This window comes from Pelagivirga sediminicola, assembly GCF_003072125.1.
Classification (GTDB): Bacteria; Pseudomonadota; Alphaproteobacteria; order Rhodobacterales; family Rhodobacteraceae; genus Roseovarius; species Roseovarius sediminicola.
Map to the genome: position 1 here is coordinate 125,054 of NZ_QCYH01000006.1, position 21,164 is coordinate 146,217.

Sequence of the window (21,164 nt, forward strand, 5' to 3'; positions counted from 1 at the left end):
GCGGTTGGGAACGGGATGCGCGGGGTTTATCGCGCGCCGCCCCCGATGCCAAGGCGCGGCCTAACCCGCGCGCGTGACGATCTGCGAGGTCGCTTCGAGCGTGCGGTGCACCGGGCATCTGTCGGCGATCTCCAGCAGGCGCGCGCGCTGATCGTCGCTCAGATCGCCCTCTATGTAGACGACGCGCGTGAACTGATCGACCTTGGCGGGGCTGGCGTCGCCCGCGTCCTGCGCATGGACCTTGTCATGGCACACATCGACGCGCACGTGATCGAGCGGCCACTCCTTGCGCCGCGCATACATGCGGATCGTCATGGACGTGCAGGCGCCAAGCCCCGCCGACAGAAAGCCATAGGGCGACATGCCGCTATCGGTGCCGCCATAGGCCAGCGGCTCGTCCGCGAGCGCGTGATGGCGCGGGCCGGAGTTGATGTCCTGCAAGAAACCCTCCGCGTCCGCCTCGGTCACGCGCACGACGCCTTCGGGCGCGCCGGGGGGCGGGGCGGGTTTTTGCAGGTCCAGATAGCGCGTGGCCCATGTGGCGATGACCTCGGCGGCATATTCGGCGTCGCTGGCGCGGGTGATCAGGTGGTCGGCATCGCCCAGAGTGACAAAGCTTTTGGGGTGTTTCGCGGCGACAAAGATGCGCGCGGCATTGTCGATGCCGACCACCGCGTCGCGGGGCGCGTGCAGCACCAGCAGCGCGGCCTTAAGCCCCGCGATCTCGGGCGCCAGCGCCTCGCCCTTGACGTCCTCGACAAAGGCCCGGCCGATGCGCACCGGCTGGCCGCCCAGATTGACCTCGGCGGCGCCATGAGCCGCGATCTCGTCCAGCGCGCCCTCGAAGTTGCGCGTGACATGGCCCGGATCGAAGGGCGCGCCGATGGTGGCAACCGCGCGCACCGACGGGATTCGGCGCGCCACGCGCAGCACCGCCGCGCCGCCGAGCGAGTGACCGATCAGCAGGCCCGGCGCCATGCCGCGCGCCTCCAGCGCCTTGGCCGCAAGCTCCAGATCCTCGACATTGCTGGTGAAGGTGGTGTTCTCGAACTCGCCGCCCGAATGGCCCAGCCCGGTGAAATCAAACCGCAGCACGGCAATGCCCGCCCCGGCCAGCCGCGCGGCGATGCGGCGCGCGGCGTGGACATCCTTGGAGCAGGTGAAGCAATGCGCAAACAGCGCGGTCGCCAGATGCGGCCCCTTGGGCAGGTCCAACCGCGCGGCCAGGTCCGCGCCGTCGTGTCCGGCAAAGGTGAAACGTTCCGTGGGCATGGGCGCGGTCCTTGTCAGTGCATGCCCGCAGATTAGGCATCGCGCCGCCGGGTTGCACCCCCTTCGCGGCATTTTTCACGGCAAGGTGAGTTAGCGATCCCCTGTCAGCACCGGATCGAACGGATAATGTGTCAGGTTCTCATACCCGTCTTCGGTTATCAGCACCTGATCCTCCAGCTTGATGGAAAAATCGCCGCCCTCGGGGCTGATCAACGCCTCGACGCACAGGGTCATGCCCGGCTCCAAAGGGTAGTCGAAGGCGCCCAGCACCGCCTGATCGGGATAGGCCACCAGTGGCCATTCATCGCACAGCCCGACGCCATGCATCAGGCAGCCGTATTTGCCGCGCTGATACTGCGGCGCCAGGCGGTGCGCGCGCTCGGTGAGTTCGGGCACGGTGATGCCGGGGCGCAGAAGCGCCATGTTGGTGTGCATATGTTCGATCCCGTGCTGCATGGCGGCGATCATGTCGGGGCGCGGTCTGGCATCGCCGATCCACCAGGTGCGGCTGATATCGACGCAGATTCCATAGCTGCCGATCAGGTCGGTGTCGAATGCCACGATCTCGTTCGGCTGCACGATACGGCCGCCGCATTCCTGAAACCACGGGTTCGTGCGCGGGCCGGAGGTCAGCAGCCGCGTTTCGATCCACTCGCCGCCGCGGCGGATGTTCTCGGCATGCACACGGCCCAGATGTCATCCTCGGACATCGCGCCGCCCGGCACACCGGCGCGGGCGGCATCCTCCATCGCGCGCACGGCCACCTCGCAGGCGTGGGACGCGCAGCGCATCGCGCGGATCTCGTCCGGGCCTTTGACGGCGCGGCACTTCTCGGTCAGCTCCTCGCCGGGGAGGATCTGCAGCCCCTGCGCCGCCAGCGCGCGCAGGCCGTGCAGCATGATCTTGTCCACCGCAAGGCGCGTGTGGCCGGGCGCATGCTCGGCCAAGAGACGGCGCACTTCGTTCGAGAAGACATCGGCGGCGACGTCCACCTTGTCGCCCCGGTCGAAATAGAACAGGTCGGCGCCGCTTCGCTGTTCGCGCACCAGGGGGTTGAATTCGCTGAGAAAAGGCGAGTTCTTATAGTCCCAGATCACCATGTAGCCATCGGCACAGAGCAGCACCGCACGGAACGGATTGTGCGTGTTCCAAAGCTGCATATTGGTGCTGTCGGTCGCATAACGGATGTTCAGCGGATCGAAGACCAGAAGCCCGGCCAGCCCGCGATCGGTGACGAACCGCGTCAGCCGCTGCCAGCGATAGCGCCGCATTTCCTGCAGATCGGGCAGGTCCAGCCCCGCCGCCTCCCACTCGGCATAAGCCAGCCGCGTCGGCCCGATTTCGACCCGGTCGGCATCATTGGGCGTGTTGTCCCCCAGCCGCGCGCCGCGAGTCGGGTCGATCTTGCGCGTGCTGCTGTAATGCGTGTTCATGGGATGGCTACGGACCTGTGACACGCTCCCAGCGTGGTGCAGATGCCGCGGCCCTGTCGGTCCCGTTTGCGACATGGGCGCCGGTTTTTACCCTGCAATCCGCGCAAAACGAAGGGAGCGGGCGTTTCCGCCCGCTCCCCGATTTTGGTCACCCGGTCATCAGCAGCTGTAATACATCCCGAATTCCACCGGATGCGGCGTCTGGTCGTATTTCAGCACCTCGGCCATCTTCAGCGTGACATAGCCCTCGATCTGGCCCTTGGTGAAGACATCGCCGGCCAGCAGATAGTCGTGATCGGCCTGCAGCGCCTCCATCGCCTCGCGCAAGCTGCCGCAGACTGTGGGGATGTCCTTCAGCTCTTCGGCGGGCAGATCATAAAGGTTCTTGTCCATCGCCTCGCCGGGATCGATCTTGTTCTTGATCCCGTCAAGCCCGGCCATCAGCAGCGCGGAAAAGCACAGGTAGGGGTTGGCCGCCGGATCGGGAAAACGCGCCTCGACCCGCTTGGCCTTGGGGCTTTCGGTCCACGGAATACGCACGCAGCCCGAGCGATTGCGCGCCGAATAGGCCAGCAGAACGGGGGCTTCGAAGCCGGGAACCAGCCGCTTGTAGCTGTTGGTCGTGGGGTTGGTGAAGGCGTTCAGCGATTTCGCATGGCGCAGGATGCCCCCGATGAACCACAGCGCCTCCTGGCTGAGATCGGCGTATTTGTCGCCCGCGAACAGCGGCTTGCCGTCCTTCCAGATCGACATGTTGACATGCATCCCTGACCCATTGTCGCCATAGATCGGCTTGGGCATGAAGGTGGCCGATTTGCCATAGGCCTGCGCGACGTTGTGGATGACATACTTGTATTTCATCATCTCGTCGGCCTGCGTGGTCAGCGTGCCGAAGATCAACCCCAGCTCGTGCTGGCACGATCCGACCTCATGGTGATGCTTGTCGATCTTCATGCCGAGGCGCTTCATGGTCGACAGCATTTCGCTGCGGATGTCATGCGCGTCATCGGTCGGATTGACCGGGAAATACCCGCCCTTCAGGCCGGGGCGGTGGCCCATGTTGCCCATCTCGTATTCGGTGTCGGTGTTCCAGCTGCCGTCCTGCGCATCGACCTCGTAGGACACCTTGTTGATGGTGTTGGAAAACCGCACGTCGTCGAACAGGAAGAATTCGGCCTCGGGGCCCATGAAGGCGGTGTCGCCGATGCCTGAGGACTTCAGATACGCCTCGGCCTTTTCAGCGGTGCCGCGCGGGTCGCGGTCATAGGGTTCGCCCGTGTCCGGCTCGACCACGGTGCAATGCACGCAGATCGTCTTTTCGGCATAGAAGGGATCGATATAGGCGGTGGCTGTGTCCATCATCAGCTTCATGTCCGAGGCCTCGATGGATTTCCACCCGGCGATGGAAGAGCCGTCGAACATGAAGCCTTCCTCGATGAAATCCTCATCCACCAGATCGACGGCGATGGTCACATGCTGCAGCGTGCCGCGCGGGTCGGTGAAACGGATGTCGACATATTCGACGTCCTCTTCCTTGATGGTATCGAGCAGGTCAGATGCGCTCATTTTAATAATTCCTCTTGGATTTCCAGTGTTACAGCGCGTCCGAGCCGGACTCGCCGGTGCGGATGCGGATGGCCTGTTCGACGGGGCTGACAAAGATCTTGCCGTCGCCGATCTTGTCGGTCTTGGCGGCGTCGATGATCGCCTCGATGGCGCCGTCGACCTGATCGTCGTCCAGCACCACCTCGATCTTCACCTTGGGCAGAAAATCAACGACATATTCCGCGCCACGATACAGCTCGGTATGGCCCTTCTGGCGGCCAAATCCCTTGACTTCGATGACGCTCAGCCCCTGGATGCCGGCGTCCTGCAGCGCCTCTTTCACCTCGTCCAGCTTGAACGGTTTGATGATCGCTTCGATCTTCTTCATTATCGGGGCTCCTTGGCATGCCTGATCTGGGTGCATGTCAGACCATGAAAGGGCGGGCGGCTCAACACGAGGGCCGCCCATGTGGCGGGGAGCGGCCGGAATATTTTCGGGAGTGCCTAAAATTTAAGCAGGCTGCCGGAAATATCTGCAATTCGGTGACGGCAACGCGGCGGAGGACATGTGAGCGATATTCCAGACCAGAATACGATGGCAGCGGACCAGATCGACGCGCTGCGCAAGCTGCCGGATGCGCATAAATACCAGCATGGTCACGCATTGGTGCTGTCGGGCGGGCCGGGACAGACCGGCGCGGCACGGCTTGCGGCGCGGGGCGCGCTGCGCATCGGCGCGGGGCTGGTCACGCTGGGCGTGCCGCCCGCGGCGCAGATGGAGGTATCGGCGCAGGTCACGGCCATCATGCTGCTGCGCGTGCCGGATGCCGCGGCGCTGAGTGACGCGTTGAACGATGCGCGGATCAGCGTGCTCTGCGCCGGGCCGGGTTTGGGCGTGGCACGCGCGGCGGCGCTGCTGCCGGAGGCACTGGGCGCCGCGCGGCCATCCGTGCTGGATGCCGATGCGCTGACGGCGATCGGTCGGGACGGCGCGCTCTTTGATATGCTGCATCCGGCCTGCGTGCTGACGCCGCATGGCGGCGAGTTTGCCCGGCTCTTTCCGGATCTGGCGGACGCGCTGGAGATGGCGCCGCTGGCAGCGCGCGCTGCGATTCTCCGCACGGCGGCGCGGCGCGCGGGCTGCACCATCGTGCTGAAGGGGCCCGATACGCTGGTCGCCGCCCCAAGCGGCGAGTGCGCCGTCCACAGCGCACGCGGCGATGACGCCGCGCCCTGGCTGGCGACCGCGGGCGCCGGCGACGTTCTGGCAGGGATGATCGCCGGATTGCTGGCCCGCGGGCAGGGCCCTTATGCAGCGGCGCGAAGCGCTGTCTGGCTGCACGCCGCTTGCGGGCGCCATTGCGGTCCGGGGCTGATTGCCGAAGACCTGCCCGAAGCGCTGCCTGCGGTTCTGGCAAGCCTGGGTGTCTGACAGGCCGGTCAGGCCGCCTTTTGCTGCATCTTGCGAATGGCAGGTGCTACCATCTCGAGCCCGTCGATATAAACGACATGCGGCGCGTCAAAGCGCAGCTCGTGCAGCACCATGGTCTGCACTCCCTCGGATGTTATGAACTCGCCGTCCACCAGCGCGCCAATGCGCGCCGCCATCTGGCGTCGCCCGAACAATGCCTGCGCGCGCCAGTCGCGGATCAGGATCTGCTGATCCTCGGGCAGCAGGACATCACGATCGGGGCGCGTGTCGCCCAGCGATCCGGCCATCACCCGCACCGCCCGCGTGCGCAACTGGTGGCGATGCACAGATGACAGGACGGCGACGCCGCTGTCCCGCGTGATGACGCGGTCCCCCGGCAAAAGATGCTCGACCGGCATCTCGCCGTCCAGCGTGAGAACGATGCTGCCGGAGAGCACTCCGGCAGGTTGCAAAGGGGCCTCAAGGGAAGCTTGCCCGTGATCGCGCCCGGCCGTTTTCGGCGTCATGGCGTATGTCCGTGTTTTTATATCTGCTCGTTATTAGGTCGAGCATATCTGAACATTTCGTTAATGTCGCCGATTTTTCATATCGAGCCCGCGCCCGTGACGATTTTACCCTCGCCTCGGCGCTTGCACTGCGTTAGGAGGGCTTGGTGCTGCGTGCCTTCGGCTCGCGGCGGCGTGCGGGTGTGGCGGAACTGGTAGACGCACCAGATTTAGGTTCTGGCGCCTTTGGCGTGGGGGTTCGAGTCCCTTCACCCGCACCATTTTGATTTCATTGTGCTTTATATATGTCTTGAGCCGCTCCTGGCTTGACCTAAGCGAAAGTTTCGCACTCGGTTTCGCACATTCTTGTTCTGATCTTGTTCCGTTCTTAATGATCGCAGCGCCGCGTTGCCCGCTTCGACCCTGGAGGTGATTGGCTTTCCTCCTCCATCCCGAGGTGGACCTTGCGCCAAACCCGCCGCCTGGCATCGCCATATTTGCCGGTGTTCCACACGCCGTCACCCTCGACCTTGATGCCGACACTATCGATCAGGAGGTGGTGGTGTAGGCCGGCGGATTAAGACTGCTCATGTTCTCCAGCTACCGCACTGGATTCACAGGATGAATTTCTCACGAAATTGGTACAACATAGCCCTTTGAAAACCATAACTACTGCCTTCTCAAGTCGCCCGGCGCCCGTCGCTGTGCGAAGTGGGCTTGCTGCGCCTGCCATCCTTCCCAAAAACGCCTTGGCTCATGCCATGCCAGCGATCAAGATCGGCAGCGCCGCTTAAGCAGGTCGATATGATAGGTGCTGTGCTGGGCGCAATCTGTGGAGAAAATTCCACGGCTTGAAATTTTTAACAGCTTCGGGAAGGTCCGTGTTCAGCCTGCGCCGCGATCTTCGTCAAGCCAGCGCAGAACCTCGTCTGTGTGTTCACCCAGGCGCGGCGGCGCGACCGGCGCGCGCACCGGTGTGTCTGAGAACCGCAAGGGTGACTGAACCAGCCGCAGCGTGCCATGCTGTGCGTCCGGCACTTCGGCAATCATGCCCCGCTCTATGACGTCGGGTGATGTGAATACCTCGGATACTGTGCGGACCTTGCCGCCCGGTACTTTGGCCGCCTTGAGATCGGTCAACCAATCTGCGGTATCCCGCGTCTGAAAAGCGGCTTCCAGAATCGGGATCAGCGTATCGCGGTTGTTCACGCGCTCGCGGTTGCGGGTATAGCGCGGATCGTCCGGCAGATCGGGCAGGCCCAGCACGTCCTTGCATAGGGCGCGGAATTGCCCGTCGTTGCCGCATGCCAGCGCCAGCGTTCCGTCGGCCGTGCCAAACAGCTGATAGGGCACCACCGTTGCATGGGCGTTGCCGTAGCGCGGGCTCTGCCTGCCAGTCTGAAGATAACCAGATGCCACGTTGGCCAGCAGCGCGACGGCGGAATCGAATAGAGCAATGTCCAGATGCTGGCCCCGGCCGGTCCGTTCGCGCGCGATGATCGCGGCGAGAATGGCCTGCACCGCATTCATTCCGGTGACCAGATCGGAAATTGCAACGCCCAGCTTCATCGGCGCGCCGTCCGGCTGGCCGGTGATGGCCATCAGGCCGCTTTCGGCCTGAATGGTGAAGTCATAGCCGCCCTCATCGGCGCGTGGGCCGCTGCGCCCATAGCCTGAGACCGAGCAGTAGATCAGCCGCGGATTCACCTTCGCAAGCGTCTCGGGATCCAGCCCGAAGGCCGCCAGCGCGCCCGACCTGAAGTTTTCAACCAGCACGTCCGCCTTGGCGGCGAGGCGCCGCAGCGTTTGCTGCCCCTCGGGCGATTTCAGATCGATAGCAACGGATTTCTTTGAACGGTTGCAGCACATGAAATAGGTCGACTCGCCGTCCAGCTCGGGCGGCATCCAGCCGCGCGTGTCGTCGCCGGCGGCCGGGTTTTCGATCTTCCAGACCTCTGCTCCCAGATCGGCCAGCGTCTGGGTGCAACTGGGGCCGGCAAGGACGCGCGACAGGTCAAGAACGCGAATACCAGTGAGGGCAGGATCACTCATTGCTGCCACCATCTATCATGTGTAGGCCCGGCCCCAGATGTGCGGCGCCGTCAATCTGGATCAGCTGGCCGGTCATCAGCGCGCCCGCCGGGCTGGCCAGAAAGGCGGTCAGCTCTGCGACCTCCTCAACGCTGGTGGTGCGGCCCATGGGGGTGGCCGCGACAAGGCTGTCCAGCATCTGGCGCGCGGCCTCGTCCGACAGGCCGGCGGTCACCACGGTGCCGGGGCCAAGGCAATTCAGACGGATGCCATCCCCGGCCCATTCCAGCGCCAATGTGCGGGTCAGTCCCAGCACCCCGGCGCGCGCGGCGACGGAATGAGCCAGCCCCATCGACCCGCGGTCGATACCCGAAAGCGAGATGTTGACGACCGCGCCCTGCGCCGCCTTGAGATAGGGATAGGCGGACTTTGTCGCGGAAAAGACGGCGCTCAGGTTCAGGTCCAGCACGGAATCCCAACCCTTGCGGCTGATCTTGGTTGCGGGCGCAAAGAACTGGCCGCCGGCATTGTTTACCAGCAGGTTGATGCCGTGCCGGTCCCCGGAGCGGGCCATCGCGGCGTCCAGCGCCTCGGTATCGCGCACATTCAGCGCCTCGAAATCAAAGCTGCCGGGCATATCGGCGGCCAGATCGGCGGTTTCCTTCAGCGCGTCTTCGCGGCGGCCAAAGCCGGTTACGGCCATTCCAAGTGCGCACAGGCGCAGGGCAATGGCGCGGCCAATACCGCTGCCTGCGCCGCTGACAACGGCGCCCTGTCCGTTGAAAATATCGTCGCGAAGAACCGGCTGCGGTGTGAAATCAGAAACGCTCATGAGGGTGATCCTTTGCTGGAATTGCGGGGGGCGCCGCCAAGTGGTGGCGCAGGCGTGCGGGCAATGCGCGCGCCGTCGAAAAGGGCGGGGAAGCTGGGGACATGCTCGCCCGTTGGTAAGGCTTCGGCGCCGCCGCCGGGGCGCATCGCCCGAATGCGCGCGATACCATCTGCTGGCTGGCGCACGGCGCCCGCGGGAATGCCGCATGGGCCAAGCTGTGCCAGCACATGCTCGACACTGTGCTGACGGGTCCAGCTTTCGATCATCTCGTCAAAGGCATCAGCGCGGGCCAGCCGCTCGTCTTTTGGGGCGTCCTCGCCGCCGACGATGGGGCGTAGCCGCGCCCAATAGACATCCAGCCCGCCGTAGATATAAACATGCCCGTCCGCGCAGGCATAGACGCCTGAGGGCGCGGACGCGCGATCGCGGTTGCCCGATGGCTGGCCGATCTGCGCGCCCTCCATCACCAGGATTGCAGCCGGACCCAGCAGCATGGCCGAGGCCACCTCCATCATCGTCATGTCAATGACTGTGCCTGTCGTCGCCGGGTCCAGCAGCGCCATGGCCGTGGCGTATGAGGCATAGAGCCCCGAGTAGAAATCCACCGGCCAGCTGGAGGACACGCGCGGCGTGCCGTCCAGATTGCCGTTCATCCAGGCAAATCCGCTTTCGCATTGCGCGATCGTGTCCATGCAGGTGCGATCGTCCTGTTGGCCAAATCCGGAAATCAAGGTGATGACCAGATGTGGGTGACGCGCGCGCAGGCTGTCGGCGTCCAGACCCAGCTTGCGCAGGGTGCCGGGTGCAAGGTTGCACAAAAGCGCATCGGCATCCGCCAGCAACGCCTCCATTTGCGCGCGCCCCTCGTCGGTGCTCATATCGACGACAAGGCTGGTCTTGCCGGTGTTGAAGCACCTGAAATAAGCGCTGCCAAACTCCGTTCCCGGCAATTCGCGCGATCCGTCGCCGCGCGCAGGCTCCAGCTTGATCACTTCGGCGCCGAAATCCGCCAGAAGCTGACCTGCGGTCGGGCCTGCGATGAACTGCGTGAATTCGATCACGCGGCGTCCTGTCAGGGGCTTGGGCGTGGGGCTGGGCGTGCTCATGGCTACTCCTTCACGACGCGGGTTGCCTTGTGGACGGTGCGGGGCAGGGTGCCGGCATCCAGCACTTCGACATCGAAGCTGACATTCAGTTGCGCGCGCAGCGCTGCTTTCAGCGTCTCGCCCAAGCCCGTGTCGGCTGCATCCTCGCGCTCGACCCGCAGGGTGATGCGGCGCAGCATGCCGGTGTTGGGGTCTTTCATGCTGTCATTGACGACCAGAACATATTCGTTGGTGGTGCCGGGATGGGCGCGCACGACATCCTCGACCGCGCTGGGAAACAGGTTCACCCCCCGTACGATCAGCATATCGTCGCCGCGCCCATGCACGCCGCCGACCAGCCGGGCATGCGTGCGCCCGTCGGGGGCGGGCGTGCTGTCGCGCACCACGATGTCGCCGGTCCACCAGCGCACCAGCGGACAGGCTTCCTTGTCCAGATGGGTCAGGACCAGCACGCCGGGGGTGCCGTCGGGCACAGGCTCGTCCGTCTTGGCGTCCAGAATTTCGACATGGATGAAATCTTCGGCCAGTGTCGGGCCGGTCTGGGCAGCGGTGTCCCAGCCAATGGGCTGGCATTCCAGCGCGCCGTAGCAGTCGAACATCTTGGCGCCCCATTGCCGCTCGATCTTTTCGCGGGTGCCGGGGATGCTGGCGCCCGGCTCGCCGCCGACGCAGACCATCTCGACGCTGGAGTCGGCCAGATCAATGCCGCGGGCGATGGCCGCCTCTGCGATATGGGCCATGAACGAGGGCGTGCCGATGACGCAGCGAGGCTTGTATTGCAGGATGGTGTCAATCTGGCGCTGCGTGTCGACCGATCCGCCGGGGATGACCAGGGCACCCAGTTTTTGCGCCGCCATCGTCGCGCCAAGGCCGCCGACAAACCACGAATAGCCGAACATGCAGTGAAACACATCCGTCTTGCGCAAGCCCTGCGCATACAGGTACCGCGCATAAAGGTCAGCCCAACGATCCGCGTCATAAGCGCTCCACAGCACAGGGGCGGGTGCGGCGGTGGTGCCGGATGAAAAATGCACGCGCACCGCGTCTGCCACATCGACCGCGCGGAACGTGCCAAACGGCGGATCCTGGGCCAGACCGGCAACGTAATCTTTCTTGCGCGTCAGCGGCAAGCGGCGCAGATCATCAAGCGATGTAAAGCTGGCGGGATCGAAACCGCATTCGGCAAACACCTTGCTATAATGCGCGCTGGTCCGGCCCACGCGCACCAGCTGCGCCTTCATCTGCTCGGTTTGATAGGCGGTAATCTGGTCGCGTGACCACAGCTCGCGCGCGTCCCAGACAGTGTCAGAATAGGGGAATTCAGCCTGATTTTGGCTCATGGTCGGGTTCCTTCTGAATACCTTGCATGGCGAAGGAAACCAGTGTTTCCACGATCATGCGATTGCTTTGGGCGTCCTGTAATTTGCGCGGGCGATACCAGACCGTGACCCAGTTCAATGCGCCAAAGAACGGCTTGGTTAAAAGACGGGGGGGCATGTCGCTGAACACCCCCTCGCGGGCGCCCTGATCTATGACCTCGGCGAATATCTGTTCGTAGGTGTCGCGCAACTGATTGATTTCGCGCAGTTCATTGACATAGCGATAGCCGGAGGAGTGAAACAGATACCGCTCAAGCCCCTGCACCGACACTTTTTGTATCGGCAGATCTGCCAGCAGCATGCCCAGATGCGCCTCGGCCATGCCGCGCAGCTTGTCAGCGGGGCCAAGGGTGCTGCGTGCGATGGGTTCAACCTCGGCCATCAGGCGGGCCATCGCGGCGCGCTGGATGTCAAAGAAGATGTCGGCCTTGCTTTTGAAGTAGTAATAGACACGTCCCTTGGTCGCGCCCAGCCGTTCGGCGATGGCGTCGATTGACGTCAAGGCATAGCCGAGATCGGTGAACAGCTCGGCTGCCGCCTGAAGAATTTCTTCGCGGGCGGCTGTTGCGGCGTCGGTTGTGGGCTGGGCGCGGGACATGGATACTCTCCGGTTGTGGTCAGGCAGACGCCTCTTGCGCTGCCTTTTCCACGTCTTTACGCACCGCGCGCGCCAGAACAAGGCGCTGGATTTCGGATGTGCCCTCGTAAATCTCCAGAATCCGCTGGTCGCGGTACAGCCGCTCGGCCAGATTGGGCTTGCAATAGCCAAAGCCGCCCCAGACCTGCACCGCCACATCCGCCGCTTTGTGCGATACTTCGGAGGTATACAGCTTGGCCATCGCGCCAAGGTTCGACACATCCTCGCCGGCGTCATAGGCGCGCGCGGCCTCGTATAGCATCAGGCGCGCGGCTGAAATTTCGGTCGCCAGATCGGCCAGTTTGAAACCGATGCCCTGATTGTCGATGATCGGCCCGCCAAAGGCATGCCGCTCGACCGCGCGTTTGGCAGCGGTGCGATATGCCGCCAGTGCCAGCCCCAGTGACTGCGCCGACACCATGATGCGCCCCACGTTCAGCGTTTTCAGTGCCAGACGCAGCGCGCGGCCCTCTTCGCCGATCATGGCGTCATCCGGCACCCATGTATCCAGCTTGAGGTTTGACGTCTGCGTGCCGCGAATACCCATCTTGTCGTTCAGCTCGTCAATGCTGACGCCGTCCGCCTCCTTGTCGACCATGAAGGCCGTGATGCCGCGCCCGCCCGCGTCCGGGTCTGTCTTGGCGAAGACGACGTAGTAGCGCGCGGCGCCGCCGTTGCCGATCCAGTATTTCTCGCCCTTGATGCGCCAACCCTCGCCCTCACGCTCCGCCGTGGCGGTGATGGCGGCGGCGTCCGACCCGGTCGAGCGTTCGGACAGCGCAAAGCTGGTGGCGGTGCCCTTGGCCATCTCGCCCAGATACTTGTGCTTTTGTTCCTCGCGCCCGCCCAGCAGGACGGGAAACGCGCCCAACTGGCAGGCGCACAGGATCGCGGCGGTGGAAGAGCAGGCGATCGCCACACGTTCAACGGCCGCGATTGTGGCCGTCAGTGGCGCGCCGCTGCCGCCGAATTCGGACGGAATGAACAGCCCGGCAAGGCCGGAGTTCACCAGCTCGTCAATGCTCTCCCACGGGTAGCGTTGATCGCGGTCCAGCTCTTCGGCCAGCGGTGCAAATTTCTCGTCGCTGAGGCGCGCGGCAATATCATGCCATTTTTGCGCTTCTTCGGTCAGCTTGGGGGTCCAGATCACAGTCACCGGTGTGGCTCCTTTTTAGGTGTTTATGTTTTTGGCGCGGCGCTTGATCCAGCGCAGCATATCGAATGCGGGTCCGGCCAGACCGCGTGGCATGAAAGACAGGATGACAATCAGAACCGATCCCAGAATGATCCGGTCGACATAGCCGCCGAAGGACAGGAATTTCTCTTGGCACAGGATCAGCGCCACCCCGATCAGCGGCGCCAACAGAATGCGGCGCCCGATCAGAACAACGGCGGTCAGCATCAGGATCAGGAAATACATGTCCACGACATCGGCGCTGATATAGGCGCGCTGGTAGGAATAGAGCCAGCCGGCAGCCGCTGTGATGGGCGCCGAGAACAGGAACACCTGAATGCGCACGCGGTGCGGGTCGATGCCCGACATTGTGGCAAGGCGCGGGTTCAAATGCACTGTCATCGCCTCCTGGCCCAGCCGTGAGCGGCGGAAACAGCGCACCAGATAGAGCGCGGCCACCAGCAGCAGCCACGCCACCGGCCACAATTCGCGGTCGGTCAGGGCGCTGTAGCCAAAGATATTGAACACCGGAATGCCGGTAATGCCGTCTGAGCCGCCCAGAAACGCCCAGTTTGCGGCCAGTGTCATGCCGACGACCGTGACGGCGTAAGTCACCAGCGAGAAAACAAACTCCCGCATCCGCAACGTGACGATGCCGATACCCGCGGCAATGATCGCGGCCGCAGCGATGGCCAGCAGCAGCGTCGAAATGGGGTCAAATCCCCAGCGCGACGATCCGATGGCGGATGCATAGGCGCCAGCGGCAAAGAACACCGGATGCGCCAGACTGACCTCGCCCAGATCGGACACGATGACATCAAGACCATAAGACATGACGGCAAAGATCGCGATCAGAACGAAGGCCGAATAAACCGCGCCCGACCCGCCGAGCAGAGCAGGTGCGATCAGCATCAGACCAAGGCCGATCAGCCATGAAAGGGGTGTCATCATCCGCATATCAATGTGCCCCCGGACGCGAGGCAAGGCCGCCGGGACGCACCACCAGCACGACGATCAAAAAGACGAACATCGCCGCCGTCGAATACGCCGCCGAGACGTAGGCGCCGAAGAATGCGGCAAACAGACCCAGCGCGATACCGGCAACATAGCTGCCGGTGATACTGCCAATGCCGCCCAGCACGACCACGACAAAGGTGATGATGACCTGATCGAACCCCATTGAGGTCAGGATCGGCGTGCGCGGCGCAATCAGCGCGGCGGCGATGGCAACGGCAGCGCCCTCGAAGGCGAAAACACCCAGATAAATCTTTCGAATGTCGATACCGGCCAGCAGCGCCAGCTTGGGGTCTTCGGCAACCATCCGCACCAGACGGCCAACGCGCGTTTTCTCAACCACATATTTCAGCAGTGCAAAGAACAAGATCGCGACAATGATGATGGCAATATCCTGCCAGGTGATCCAGATATCGCCAATATAGATGTCGCGGACCGACAGCGGCGTGTCCAGTATCTGCCCGGTCGAGCCAAAGAAAAGCGCGGCGACCCCTTCCAGCACATGACCAAAACCCAATGTCACGATCATCACCGATACCAGATCCTGCCGGATGGTCAGCTGTAGCATGGTGCGCTGCATCAGATACCCGACGCCGATGCCCACCGCCATGGCAATGGGTATGGCGACCAGATAGGGCAGGCCAAAGCGCGACATGACAAACCATGTCACGAAGGCGCCCAGCATATACATCTGCCCGTGGCCAAAGTTGACCAATCGGGCCACGCCCAGAAGAACGGTCCAGCCGATGGCGATCAGCGCATAGGAGTGGCCGAGCACCAGACCATTGATTAACTGTTGGGTAAAATTCATGTGTCCGCTCCCAGATATGCGTCTGCGACGCGGGGATCTGCCTTCATTTCGTCCACCGGGCCTTCGGCCAGAATTTGGCCCCGCTCCAGCAGGATCAGGCGGTCAACGGTTCGGATTGCGGCCTTGACGTTCTGTTCGACCAGAAGGACCGTCAGCCCCTCATCCACCAACGTGCGCACCGTTTTCAGCACGACTGTCACCAGCAGGGGCGCAAGTCCGATTGACGGCTCGTCCAGCATCAGCACACGGGGCGCCAGCCGCAGCGCGCGGGCGATACCCACCATCTGCCGCTCGCCGCCGGACAGCTGCCCGCCCAGATGATTGCGACGCTCGGCGAGGTTGGGGAAAAGATCGTAAATTTCGTCCGTGGTGTAGATCCGCCGACCGCCTGCCTGACGCGCACTGGCTGCATGAGCCAGATTTTCCGAAACGGTCATGGTGGCAAAGACCAGATCGTTCTCGGGGATCAGCAGCAACCCACGGCGCACCCGCTCGGGCGTGGTCAGGGCGCTGATGGACTGACCGTCCAGCAGAACATCGCCCGTCACCTTGGGCGCGCCGCGCGACCAGCCCATCATAGCATTGGCAAAAGTCGATTTGCCCGCACCGTTGGCGCCGACGATCCCGGCCAGTTCGCCCTCGGCCAGCTGAAAATTCTCTACCGAAAGGGCGCGATTTCCGGCATAGACAACCGACAGGTCGCGCGCCTCCAGAACGGGGGTGGCGGGGGCTGGCGCGCTCATTCGTCGCGCCCCAGATAGGCTTCCAGAACGTCGGGGTCGTGGCGAATTTCGCTCGGCGTGCCATAGGCGAGCCGTCTGCCGCGATCCAGCACGACGATGCGGTCAGTTATCTGCATGACAAGGTCCATGTGATGTTCGATGACAACGATAGCCATTCCGCCGGCGCGCAGCGCCAGCAGGCGATCGCACAGCTCGCGCATGTCCTCGCCGCCCAGCCCGGCGGCCGGCTCGTCCAGCAGCAGGATGCGCGCGCCGGTGCCGTTGGCCAGCGCAATCGACAGCATGCGCTGCGTTCCATAAGGAATTTCGCCCGGCAGTCGGTGATGAAATTCGGGCGGTATACCCATGTTCTTCAGCGCCGCCTCGGCGACTTGGCGGGTATGGACGGCCCTGCGATGCTCGGACAGGGGGCGCAAAATTGTGCCCAGCAGGCTGGTGCCGTGCTGGGGCTGAATGACAGCGATCATGTTCTCCAGCACCGTAAGATGCGTGAAAAAGGCGTTTTGCTGAAACGCGCGGCGCAGGCCAAGCGCAGCCAGCCTGCTGGCCGGCATGGTGGACACGTCGCGCCCGTCGATTTCCACCTTGCCGGTGCGCTGCACCATGTTGGTCGCGGCGTTGTAGCAGGTGCTTTTGCCTGCACCATTGGGACCGATGATGCCCAGAATTTCGCCAGGGTTCACTTCCCAGCTGACATCATCCAGCGCCACCAGCGCGCCAAAGGCCACGCGTAGGCCCTCGACCCGTAGGGTGCCGCCATCTGTCTGGAACATGGTGTTCATCGGTCCCGCTCGCTCCGGTTTGCGATCAGTTTGCGCTGTCGCGGACGACGATTTGCTGATCGGTCACATCGAAAATGTAGTGATTGCTGTTCAGCTGGCCGTTTTCGCCAAACGTGATGTCGCCAAGAAGGGTGTTCTCAAAACTGCCACCACGGATGCGGTTCGCAACGGCCTCTTTTTCCAGGCTCTCGACCTCGTTCGCGGCCATTGCCCAGACCTGAAGCGCGGTTGCGCCGAGGGCCATGAACTTGTCTGGCGTGTAGTCATGCAGCTCTTCTGTGGTCGCGATAAACCGCCGGTTGACCTCGTTCGAGGCGAACGGCTCGACGTTGGGGAAGTAGATGTCGGCCCCGACCAGCCCTTCGGATGCGTCGCCTGCCACCTCGATCACGCTGGGCGCAACGGTGCCGACGGCTGCGACCAGCGTGCCGGGCAGGCGGCTGCGCTTGGCCTGGCGGATGATCGCCGGCATGCCCAGACCCTCGTTGGCATTGATCGCAATGGTGATGTCGGGATTAGCGGATTTCACATTCGACAGCTGCACCCGGAAATCGGCCTGATCGAAGGGAAACAGCTCTTCTGCGACTTTCTCATAGTCATGGCCCATTTCCTTGAGCGATGCTTCGATCGACGCCTGCGCGCCGGTGCCATAAGCATCGTTTTCGGTCAGGAACGCGATGCGCGTCGCGCCCGCATCTGCGATGAATTTGGCGATAACGGCGCCGTCTTGCGCGTTCGAGCTGTTCAGCCTGACGGCCAGCGGGTTACCTTCGCCCGACAGGATTGGGTCTGCCTTGGAAATGGCGGTGATGTCCATGATGCCTGCGCGCGCGATAACCGGCTGCATCGCCAGCGTGACAGGGCTGTTCCAGCCTTCGATAATGACGTCCACGCCTTCGGAAATCAGCTCGTTTGCGCGCGATACGCCGACGGCGGGCGTGGATTCGTCGTCACGGCTGATCAGTTCCAGCTGGCGGCCCATCACGCCGCCATCCTCGTTTATCATTTTGGCCATGGCTTCGATGGCCCAGTTCACGTGTTTGCCCTGCGGGCCTGCACCGCCGCTGAGCGGAAAGATCACGCCAACCTTGATCGGATCCTCTTGCGCTTGCACGCCTGATGCCAGCAGACCGGCGGCCATCATGGCGGCGGCGGCTGTTCTTGCGACTTTCGAAAATACCATTTTCATCCTCCCTTGAGCGGCCGCATTGCGCGAGCCACCATTTTGATCATTTCACCGGACCCGCGCGACACTCCCACCGCTATGCCGGCCTGTGTGCTGTCTGGCGTGAATATTGCCGCGCCAGAATGGCAGTCGGATCTTGCCATAAAATTAGCATACTGATTGGTATGTTGATCTGTCAATCGTTGTGTTATGCTGCCCTCTGTTTACCTCTGTGTCCGGCATGAATCGTATATTCTGTATGATTGGTGGCTCTAACCGCTATACAAGCGCGTAAATTACCAGATATGCGCACGAATATTTCGTCAACCCTGCACCGGTCGGTGATTAAAGCCATCTTGACCGTTTGCAAAATTTAACTTGTTAAGATACCGACTAGTATGTCAGCCTGTCGGTGAGGGGGGAACCATGAGCTCGATTCACAGTCATTCAGGTAATTTGGTCCGGTTTGATCAACGTGGCGCCGTGGGCGTCGTTACGCTGTGCAGGCTTGATGCGCGCAATGCGCTGAGTGTTCCGATGCTGGAGCAGTTGGCGCGCATCATGGCCCTGTGCGATGCGGCGCGGGATGTGCGCTGCATCGTGCTGACGGGCGGTGACACGGTGTTTTCGGCAGGCGCGGACATCGACGTGCTGTCCGGTCACACAGCGGCCACATATCCCGATTCGGTGAACCGGCGCGCCTTTGATGCGATCCGTGCGATTCGAACGCCGGTTGTTGCGGCTGTTGCCGGCTATTGTCTGGGCGGCGGCTGCGAGATCGCGCTGGGCTGCGATCTGATCGTCGCGTCGGACACAGCGCAGTTCTCGCAGCCCGAGATCAACCTTGGCTTCATTCCGGGCGCGGGCGGCACGCAGCTGTGGGCGCCGCGCGCGGGGCAGGGCGCGCAGGCGCGCGCAGCCCTGACCGGGGACATGCTGGACGCGTTTGCCGCGCGCCGTGCCGGGATCGCAGACATAGTGGTGCCGACTGCGGCGTTGGCTGCCGCATCGCTGGAACTGGCGCAGCAGATTGCCGCAAAGGCGCCGCTGGCCACGCGCGCGGCCAAGGCGGCAATGCGTGCGCCTTGGGGTGCGCCATTGAACGCGGCGCTGGAGCAGGAGGTCGCGCTTATGTCGGGCCTTCTGGCGAGCGCGGATGCGGGGGAGGGCATCGCTGCCTTTTTGGAAAAGCGCAAGCCCCGGTTCGAGGGACGCTGAACGATGGGAGAGGCTGCGCCAAACGTGATTGAAATTGATGGCGCCGCCGAAGATGCAGCGCTGACTGCTGCTTTGCGCAAGGGCGCGCGGGCCGCGGGCTGTGTGCTGATTGCGGGCGATTTGTCCGCAGGGCTGGGCGCGCCGGACGGCTGGATTGCGCTGCTATCTGATATGTCGGCGCTCCCGATTGTTGCGGCAGCTGGCTCGGTCGGCACGCGCGGTCTGGCGCTGATTTTATTGGCCGATGTTGCGGTCATTGGCGCGGATGCCGCTTGGGTCGGCGCGGATGTCGCGGCACTGGCCGAGCTTGCCGTGCTTCGGCTGGGCGCATTGAATGCCCGGCGCGTGCTGCTGGCCGCTGATCCGCTGTCAGAGCTGTGCGCAATCGGCCATGCCACCCGCGCTGATGCGCCGCTTGATACGGCGCGCAGCCGCGCTGCGGCGCTTGCGCCCACGGGGCAGCGCCTGCGCCAGGGGTGGCGCGCGGCACGTGATCTGCCCGCGGGCGAGGCGCTGACCTATGCCGGCTGGTTCAATTCCATTTCCACGAAGGAGGCGTCATGATGCCCGAAGATCCGCGTTTCGATGGCCCCGGACCCGATGCAAGGTGGCAGGCCGCTCTGTCCGAGGGCGTTTTCACAATTCAGCACTGTGATGCATGCGGCGCAGCGCAGTTCCCACCTGCCGTGACCTGCCGCGCCTGCCACGGCGGCGCGCTGAGCATGGTGTCGGCATCGGGCAAGGGGGCGGTCTATTCCACCACGACCGTGCGCAGCCGCGAGGGCGCGCACAACGTCTCGATCATCGAACTGGCCGAGGGGCCGCGCATGATGGCATCTGTCGAGGGCGATCCCGAAGCGGTGCGCATCGGGCAGGCCGTTACAGCCCGAGTTGCGCCGGGCGAGCCGCCGATGGTTGTCTTTGCAGCGGAGGGCGCGGAATGACCGATGGATTGCGCGGCAAAGTGGCCATTGCCGGGATCGGAAACACGCGGCGCTGGCATGCGCCGGGCCGATCGGCTTATGACCAGCTGGAGGAAGCGTCGTTTCTGGCGCTTGAGGATTGCGGCCTGACGCTGGGCGATGTCGATGCGCTTTATTGCGCGCATTCCACCTCCGGTTTGCCAGTGCTGAACGTGGCCGAGCGTCTGGGCCTTGGACCGAACCTGCGCCATGCGGACGGCACCATGGTGGGCGGCGCGTCGTTTCTGTTCCACATGCGCAGTGCGGTGTCGGCGCTGAACGCGGGGCAGTGCGACGTGGCGCTGATCTGCTACGGCTCCAATCAGGCCAGCGCGGGCGGTCGGCTGGTGCCGATGCCTGACCCGCAACCCTATGAGGCGCCCTACAAACCGCGCTATCCGATTTCCAGCTATGCGCTGGCCGCCGCGCGACACATGCACAGCTATGGCACGACCCGCGAACAACTGGCCGAGGTGGCGCTGGCGGCGCGCGCATGGGCGCAGATGAACCCCGACGCGCAAGAGCGCGGGCCGCTGACGCTGGGCGATGTCCTTGGTGCGCGGATGGTGTCCGACCCGCTGAGCAAGGCCGATTGCTGCCTGGTGACTGATGGCGGTGCCGCGCTGGTGTTGACGCGCGGCGACCGGGCGCGCGATTTGGCCCGCCCCCCGGTGCATATCCTTGGCACCGGGGTTGCGGTCAGCCATCGCCAGATTGCGCAAATGCCGGATCTGACCACCAGCGCGGCAGCTATATCCGGCCCTGCGGCGCTTCGCGAGGCGGGGCTGGGCATCAAGGATGTCGATCACGCCATGCTTTATGATGCGTTCACTATCTGCACGCTGATGTTCCTTGAGGATCTGGGATTCTGCGCCAAGGGCGAGGGCGGCGATTTTGTTGCGTCGGGCGCCATTGCTCCGGGCGGCGCGCTGCCGGTGAACACCAACGGCGGCGGTTTGTCCTGCAATCATCCAGGGATGTACGGGCTTTTTACAGTGCTGGAGGCCGTCACGCAGCTGCGCGGCGATGCGGGCGCGCGGCAGGTGGCGGGCGCCGAGGTGGCGCTGGCTCATGCCAATGGCGGCGTTCTGTCCAGCCAGGCGACCGCGATTCTCGGCACCGCGGCCACAATATGAATAAGGA

General features: G+C 63.6%; 20 protein-coding genes, 1 tRNA gene and 2 pseudogenes. 6 read left to right on the forward strand and 17 right to left on the reverse strand.

Going from position 1 to position 21,164, the window contains the following annotated elements:
* Positions 1-60: 60 nt before the first annotated feature.
* The 4 genes and pseudogenes from DC366_RS11845 to DC366_RS11860 form a co-directional block, all read right to left on the reverse strand.
* Entirely contained in the window at positions 61-1,272 is a 1,212-nt protein-coding gene (locus DC366_RS11845) for a bifunctional alpha/beta hydrolase/OsmC family protein (RefSeq protein WP_108692428.1), read from the reverse strand.
* A 90-nt stretch (positions 1,273-1,362) separates the two neighbouring features.
* Positions 1,363-2,705, reverse strand: a pseudogene (gene dddP, locus DC366_RS11850) (dimethylsulfonioproprionate lyase DddP).
* Positions 2,706-2,864: 159 nt separating this feature from the next.
* Entirely contained in the window at positions 2,865-4,271 is a 1,407-nt protein-coding gene (gene glnA / locus DC366_RS11855) for a type I glutamate--ammonia ligase (protein WP_108692429.1), read from the reverse strand.
* 28 nt (positions 4,272-4,299) lie between these two features.
* Complete coding sequence (locus DC366_RS11860; protein ID WP_108692430.1) at positions 4,300-4,638, reverse strand: P-II family nitrogen regulator; 339 nt, start codon at positions 4,636-4,638, stop codon at positions 4,300-4,302.
* A 180-nt stretch (positions 4,639-4,818) separates the two neighbouring features.
* On the opposite strand from DC366_RS11860, the gene DC366_RS11865 reads away from it, so the two are divergent.
* Positions 4,819-5,682, forward strand: a complete 864-nt coding sequence (locus tag DC366_RS11865) for an NAD(P)H-hydrate dehydratase (RefSeq protein ID WP_341476696.1) — start codon at positions 4,819-4,821, stop codon at positions 5,680-5,682.
* 8 nt (positions 5,683-5,690) lie between these two features.
* Here the strand turns inward: DC366_RS11865 and DC366_RS11870 are convergent, their stop codons facing one another.
* A complete protein-coding gene (locus tag DC366_RS11870; protein WP_108692432.1) occupies positions 5,691-6,188 on the reverse strand; it encodes a Hint domain-containing protein in 498 nt (165 codons plus the stop codon).
* A gap of 176 nt (positions 6,189-6,364) precedes the next feature.
* Here DC366_RS11870 and DC366_RS11875 point away from each other — a divergent pair.
* Positions 6,365-6,448, forward strand: a tRNA-Leu gene (locus DC366_RS11875).
* A 155-nt stretch (positions 6,449-6,603) separates the two neighbouring features.
* On the opposite strand, the pseudogene DC366_RS20290 reads toward DC366_RS11875, so the two are convergent.
* From DC366_RS20290 to DC366_RS11930, 12 genes and pseudogenes are all read right to left on the reverse strand, one after another.
* Positions 6,604-6,726, reverse strand: a pseudogene (locus DC366_RS20290) (IS5/IS1182 family transposase); the annotation flags it as partial.
* A gap of 326 nt (positions 6,727-7,052) precedes the next feature.
* Entirely contained in the window at positions 7,053-8,219 is a 1,167-nt protein-coding gene (locus tag DC366_RS11880; protein ID WP_108692433.1) for a CaiB/BaiF CoA transferase family protein, read from the reverse strand.
* Positions 8,212-9,030 (reverse strand): SDR family NAD(P)-dependent oxidoreductase, encoded by an 819-nt coding sequence (locus DC366_RS11885; protein WP_108692434.1) that lies wholly within the window; start codon positions 9,028-9,030, stop codon positions 8,212-8,214. The genes DC366_RS11880 and DC366_RS11885 overlap by 8 nt, the downstream gene beginning before the upstream one ends.
* Positions 9,027-10,136, reverse strand: a complete 1,110-nt coding sequence (locus DC366_RS11890) for a CoA transferase (protein ID WP_108692435.1) — start codon at positions 10,134-10,136, stop codon at positions 9,027-9,029. The genes DC366_RS11885 and DC366_RS11890 overlap by 4 nt, the downstream gene beginning before the upstream one ends.
* A 2-nt stretch (positions 10,137-10,138) precedes the next feature.
* Positions 10,139-11,476 carry a phenylacetate--CoA ligase family protein gene (locus DC366_RS11895; protein ID WP_108692436.1) on the reverse strand — a complete coding sequence of 446 codons (1,338 nt, stop codon included), beginning with the start codon at positions 11,474-11,476 and terminating at the stop codon, positions 10,139-10,141.
* Positions 11,457-12,113, reverse strand: a complete 657-nt coding sequence (locus DC366_RS11900) for a TetR/AcrR family transcriptional regulator (protein ID WP_108692437.1) — start codon at positions 12,111-12,113, stop codon at positions 11,457-11,459. The genes DC366_RS11895 and DC366_RS11900 overlap by 20 nt, the downstream gene beginning before the upstream one ends.
* 19 nt (positions 12,114-12,132) lie before the next feature.
* Positions 12,133-13,308 carry an acyl-CoA dehydrogenase family protein gene (locus DC366_RS11905; RefSeq protein WP_108692438.1) on the reverse strand — a complete coding sequence of 392 codons (1,176 nt, stop codon included), beginning with the start codon at positions 13,306-13,308 and terminating at the stop codon, positions 12,133-12,135.
* 15 nt (positions 13,309-13,323) lie between these two features.
* Positions 13,324-14,277 (reverse strand): branched-chain amino acid ABC transporter permease, encoded by a 954-nt coding sequence (locus DC366_RS11910; protein WP_207768702.1) that lies wholly within the window; start codon positions 14,275-14,277, stop codon positions 13,324-13,326.
* A 7-nt stretch (positions 14,278-14,284) separates the two neighbouring features.
* The gene (locus DC366_RS11915) at positions 14,285-15,151 is read right to left on the reverse strand and encodes a branched-chain amino acid ABC transporter permease (protein ID WP_108692440.1); all 867 of its coding nucleotides are present in this window, start codon (positions 15,149-15,151) and stop codon (positions 14,285-14,287) included.
* Positions 15,148-15,894 (reverse strand): ABC transporter ATP-binding protein, encoded by a 747-nt coding sequence (locus DC366_RS11920; protein WP_108692441.1) that lies wholly within the window; start codon positions 15,892-15,894, stop codon positions 15,148-15,150. The genes DC366_RS11915 and DC366_RS11920 overlap by 4 nt, the downstream gene beginning before the upstream one ends.
* The gene (locus DC366_RS11925; protein ID WP_207768703.1) at positions 15,891-16,667 is read right to left on the reverse strand and encodes an ABC transporter ATP-binding protein; all 777 of its coding nucleotides are present in this window, start codon (positions 16,665-16,667) and stop codon (positions 15,891-15,893) included. Before DC366_RS11925 ends, DC366_RS11920 begins: the two co-directional genes overlap by 4 nt.
* 34 nt (positions 16,668-16,701) lie before the next feature.
* Positions 16,702-17,859 carry an ABC transporter substrate-binding protein gene (locus tag DC366_RS11930; protein WP_207768704.1) on the reverse strand — a complete coding sequence of 386 codons (1,158 nt, stop codon included), beginning with the start codon at positions 17,857-17,859 and terminating at the stop codon, positions 16,702-16,704.
* 408 nt (positions 17,860-18,267) lie between these two features.
* On the opposite strand from DC366_RS11930, the gene DC366_RS11935 reads away from it, so the two are divergent.
* From DC366_RS11935 to DC366_RS11950, 4 genes are read left to right on the forward strand one after another with little or no spacing between them, the layout of a single operon-like run.
* Positions 18,268-19,059 carry an enoyl-CoA hydratase/isomerase family protein gene (locus tag DC366_RS11935; RefSeq protein WP_108692444.1) on the forward strand — a complete coding sequence of 264 codons (792 nt, stop codon included), beginning with the start codon at positions 18,268-18,270 and terminating at the stop codon, positions 19,057-19,059.
* Between the two features lie 24 nt (positions 19,060-19,083).
* Complete coding sequence (locus DC366_RS11940) at positions 19,084-19,623, forward strand: hypothetical protein (protein ID WP_133176205.1); 540 nt, start codon at positions 19,084-19,086, stop codon at positions 19,621-19,623.
* Complete coding sequence (locus tag DC366_RS11945) at positions 19,620-20,003, forward strand: Zn-ribbon domain-containing OB-fold protein (protein ID WP_243405114.1); 384 nt, start codon at positions 19,620-19,622, stop codon at positions 20,001-20,003. Before DC366_RS11940 ends, DC366_RS11945 begins: the two co-directional genes overlap by 4 nt.
* Complete coding sequence (locus DC366_RS11950) at positions 20,000-21,157, forward strand: acetyl-CoA acetyltransferase (RefSeq protein ID WP_108692446.1); 1,158 nt, start codon at positions 20,000-20,002, stop codon at positions 21,155-21,157. The genes DC366_RS11945 and DC366_RS11950 overlap by 4 nt, the downstream gene beginning before the upstream one ends.
* Positions 21,158-21,164: the final 7 nt, after the last annotated feature.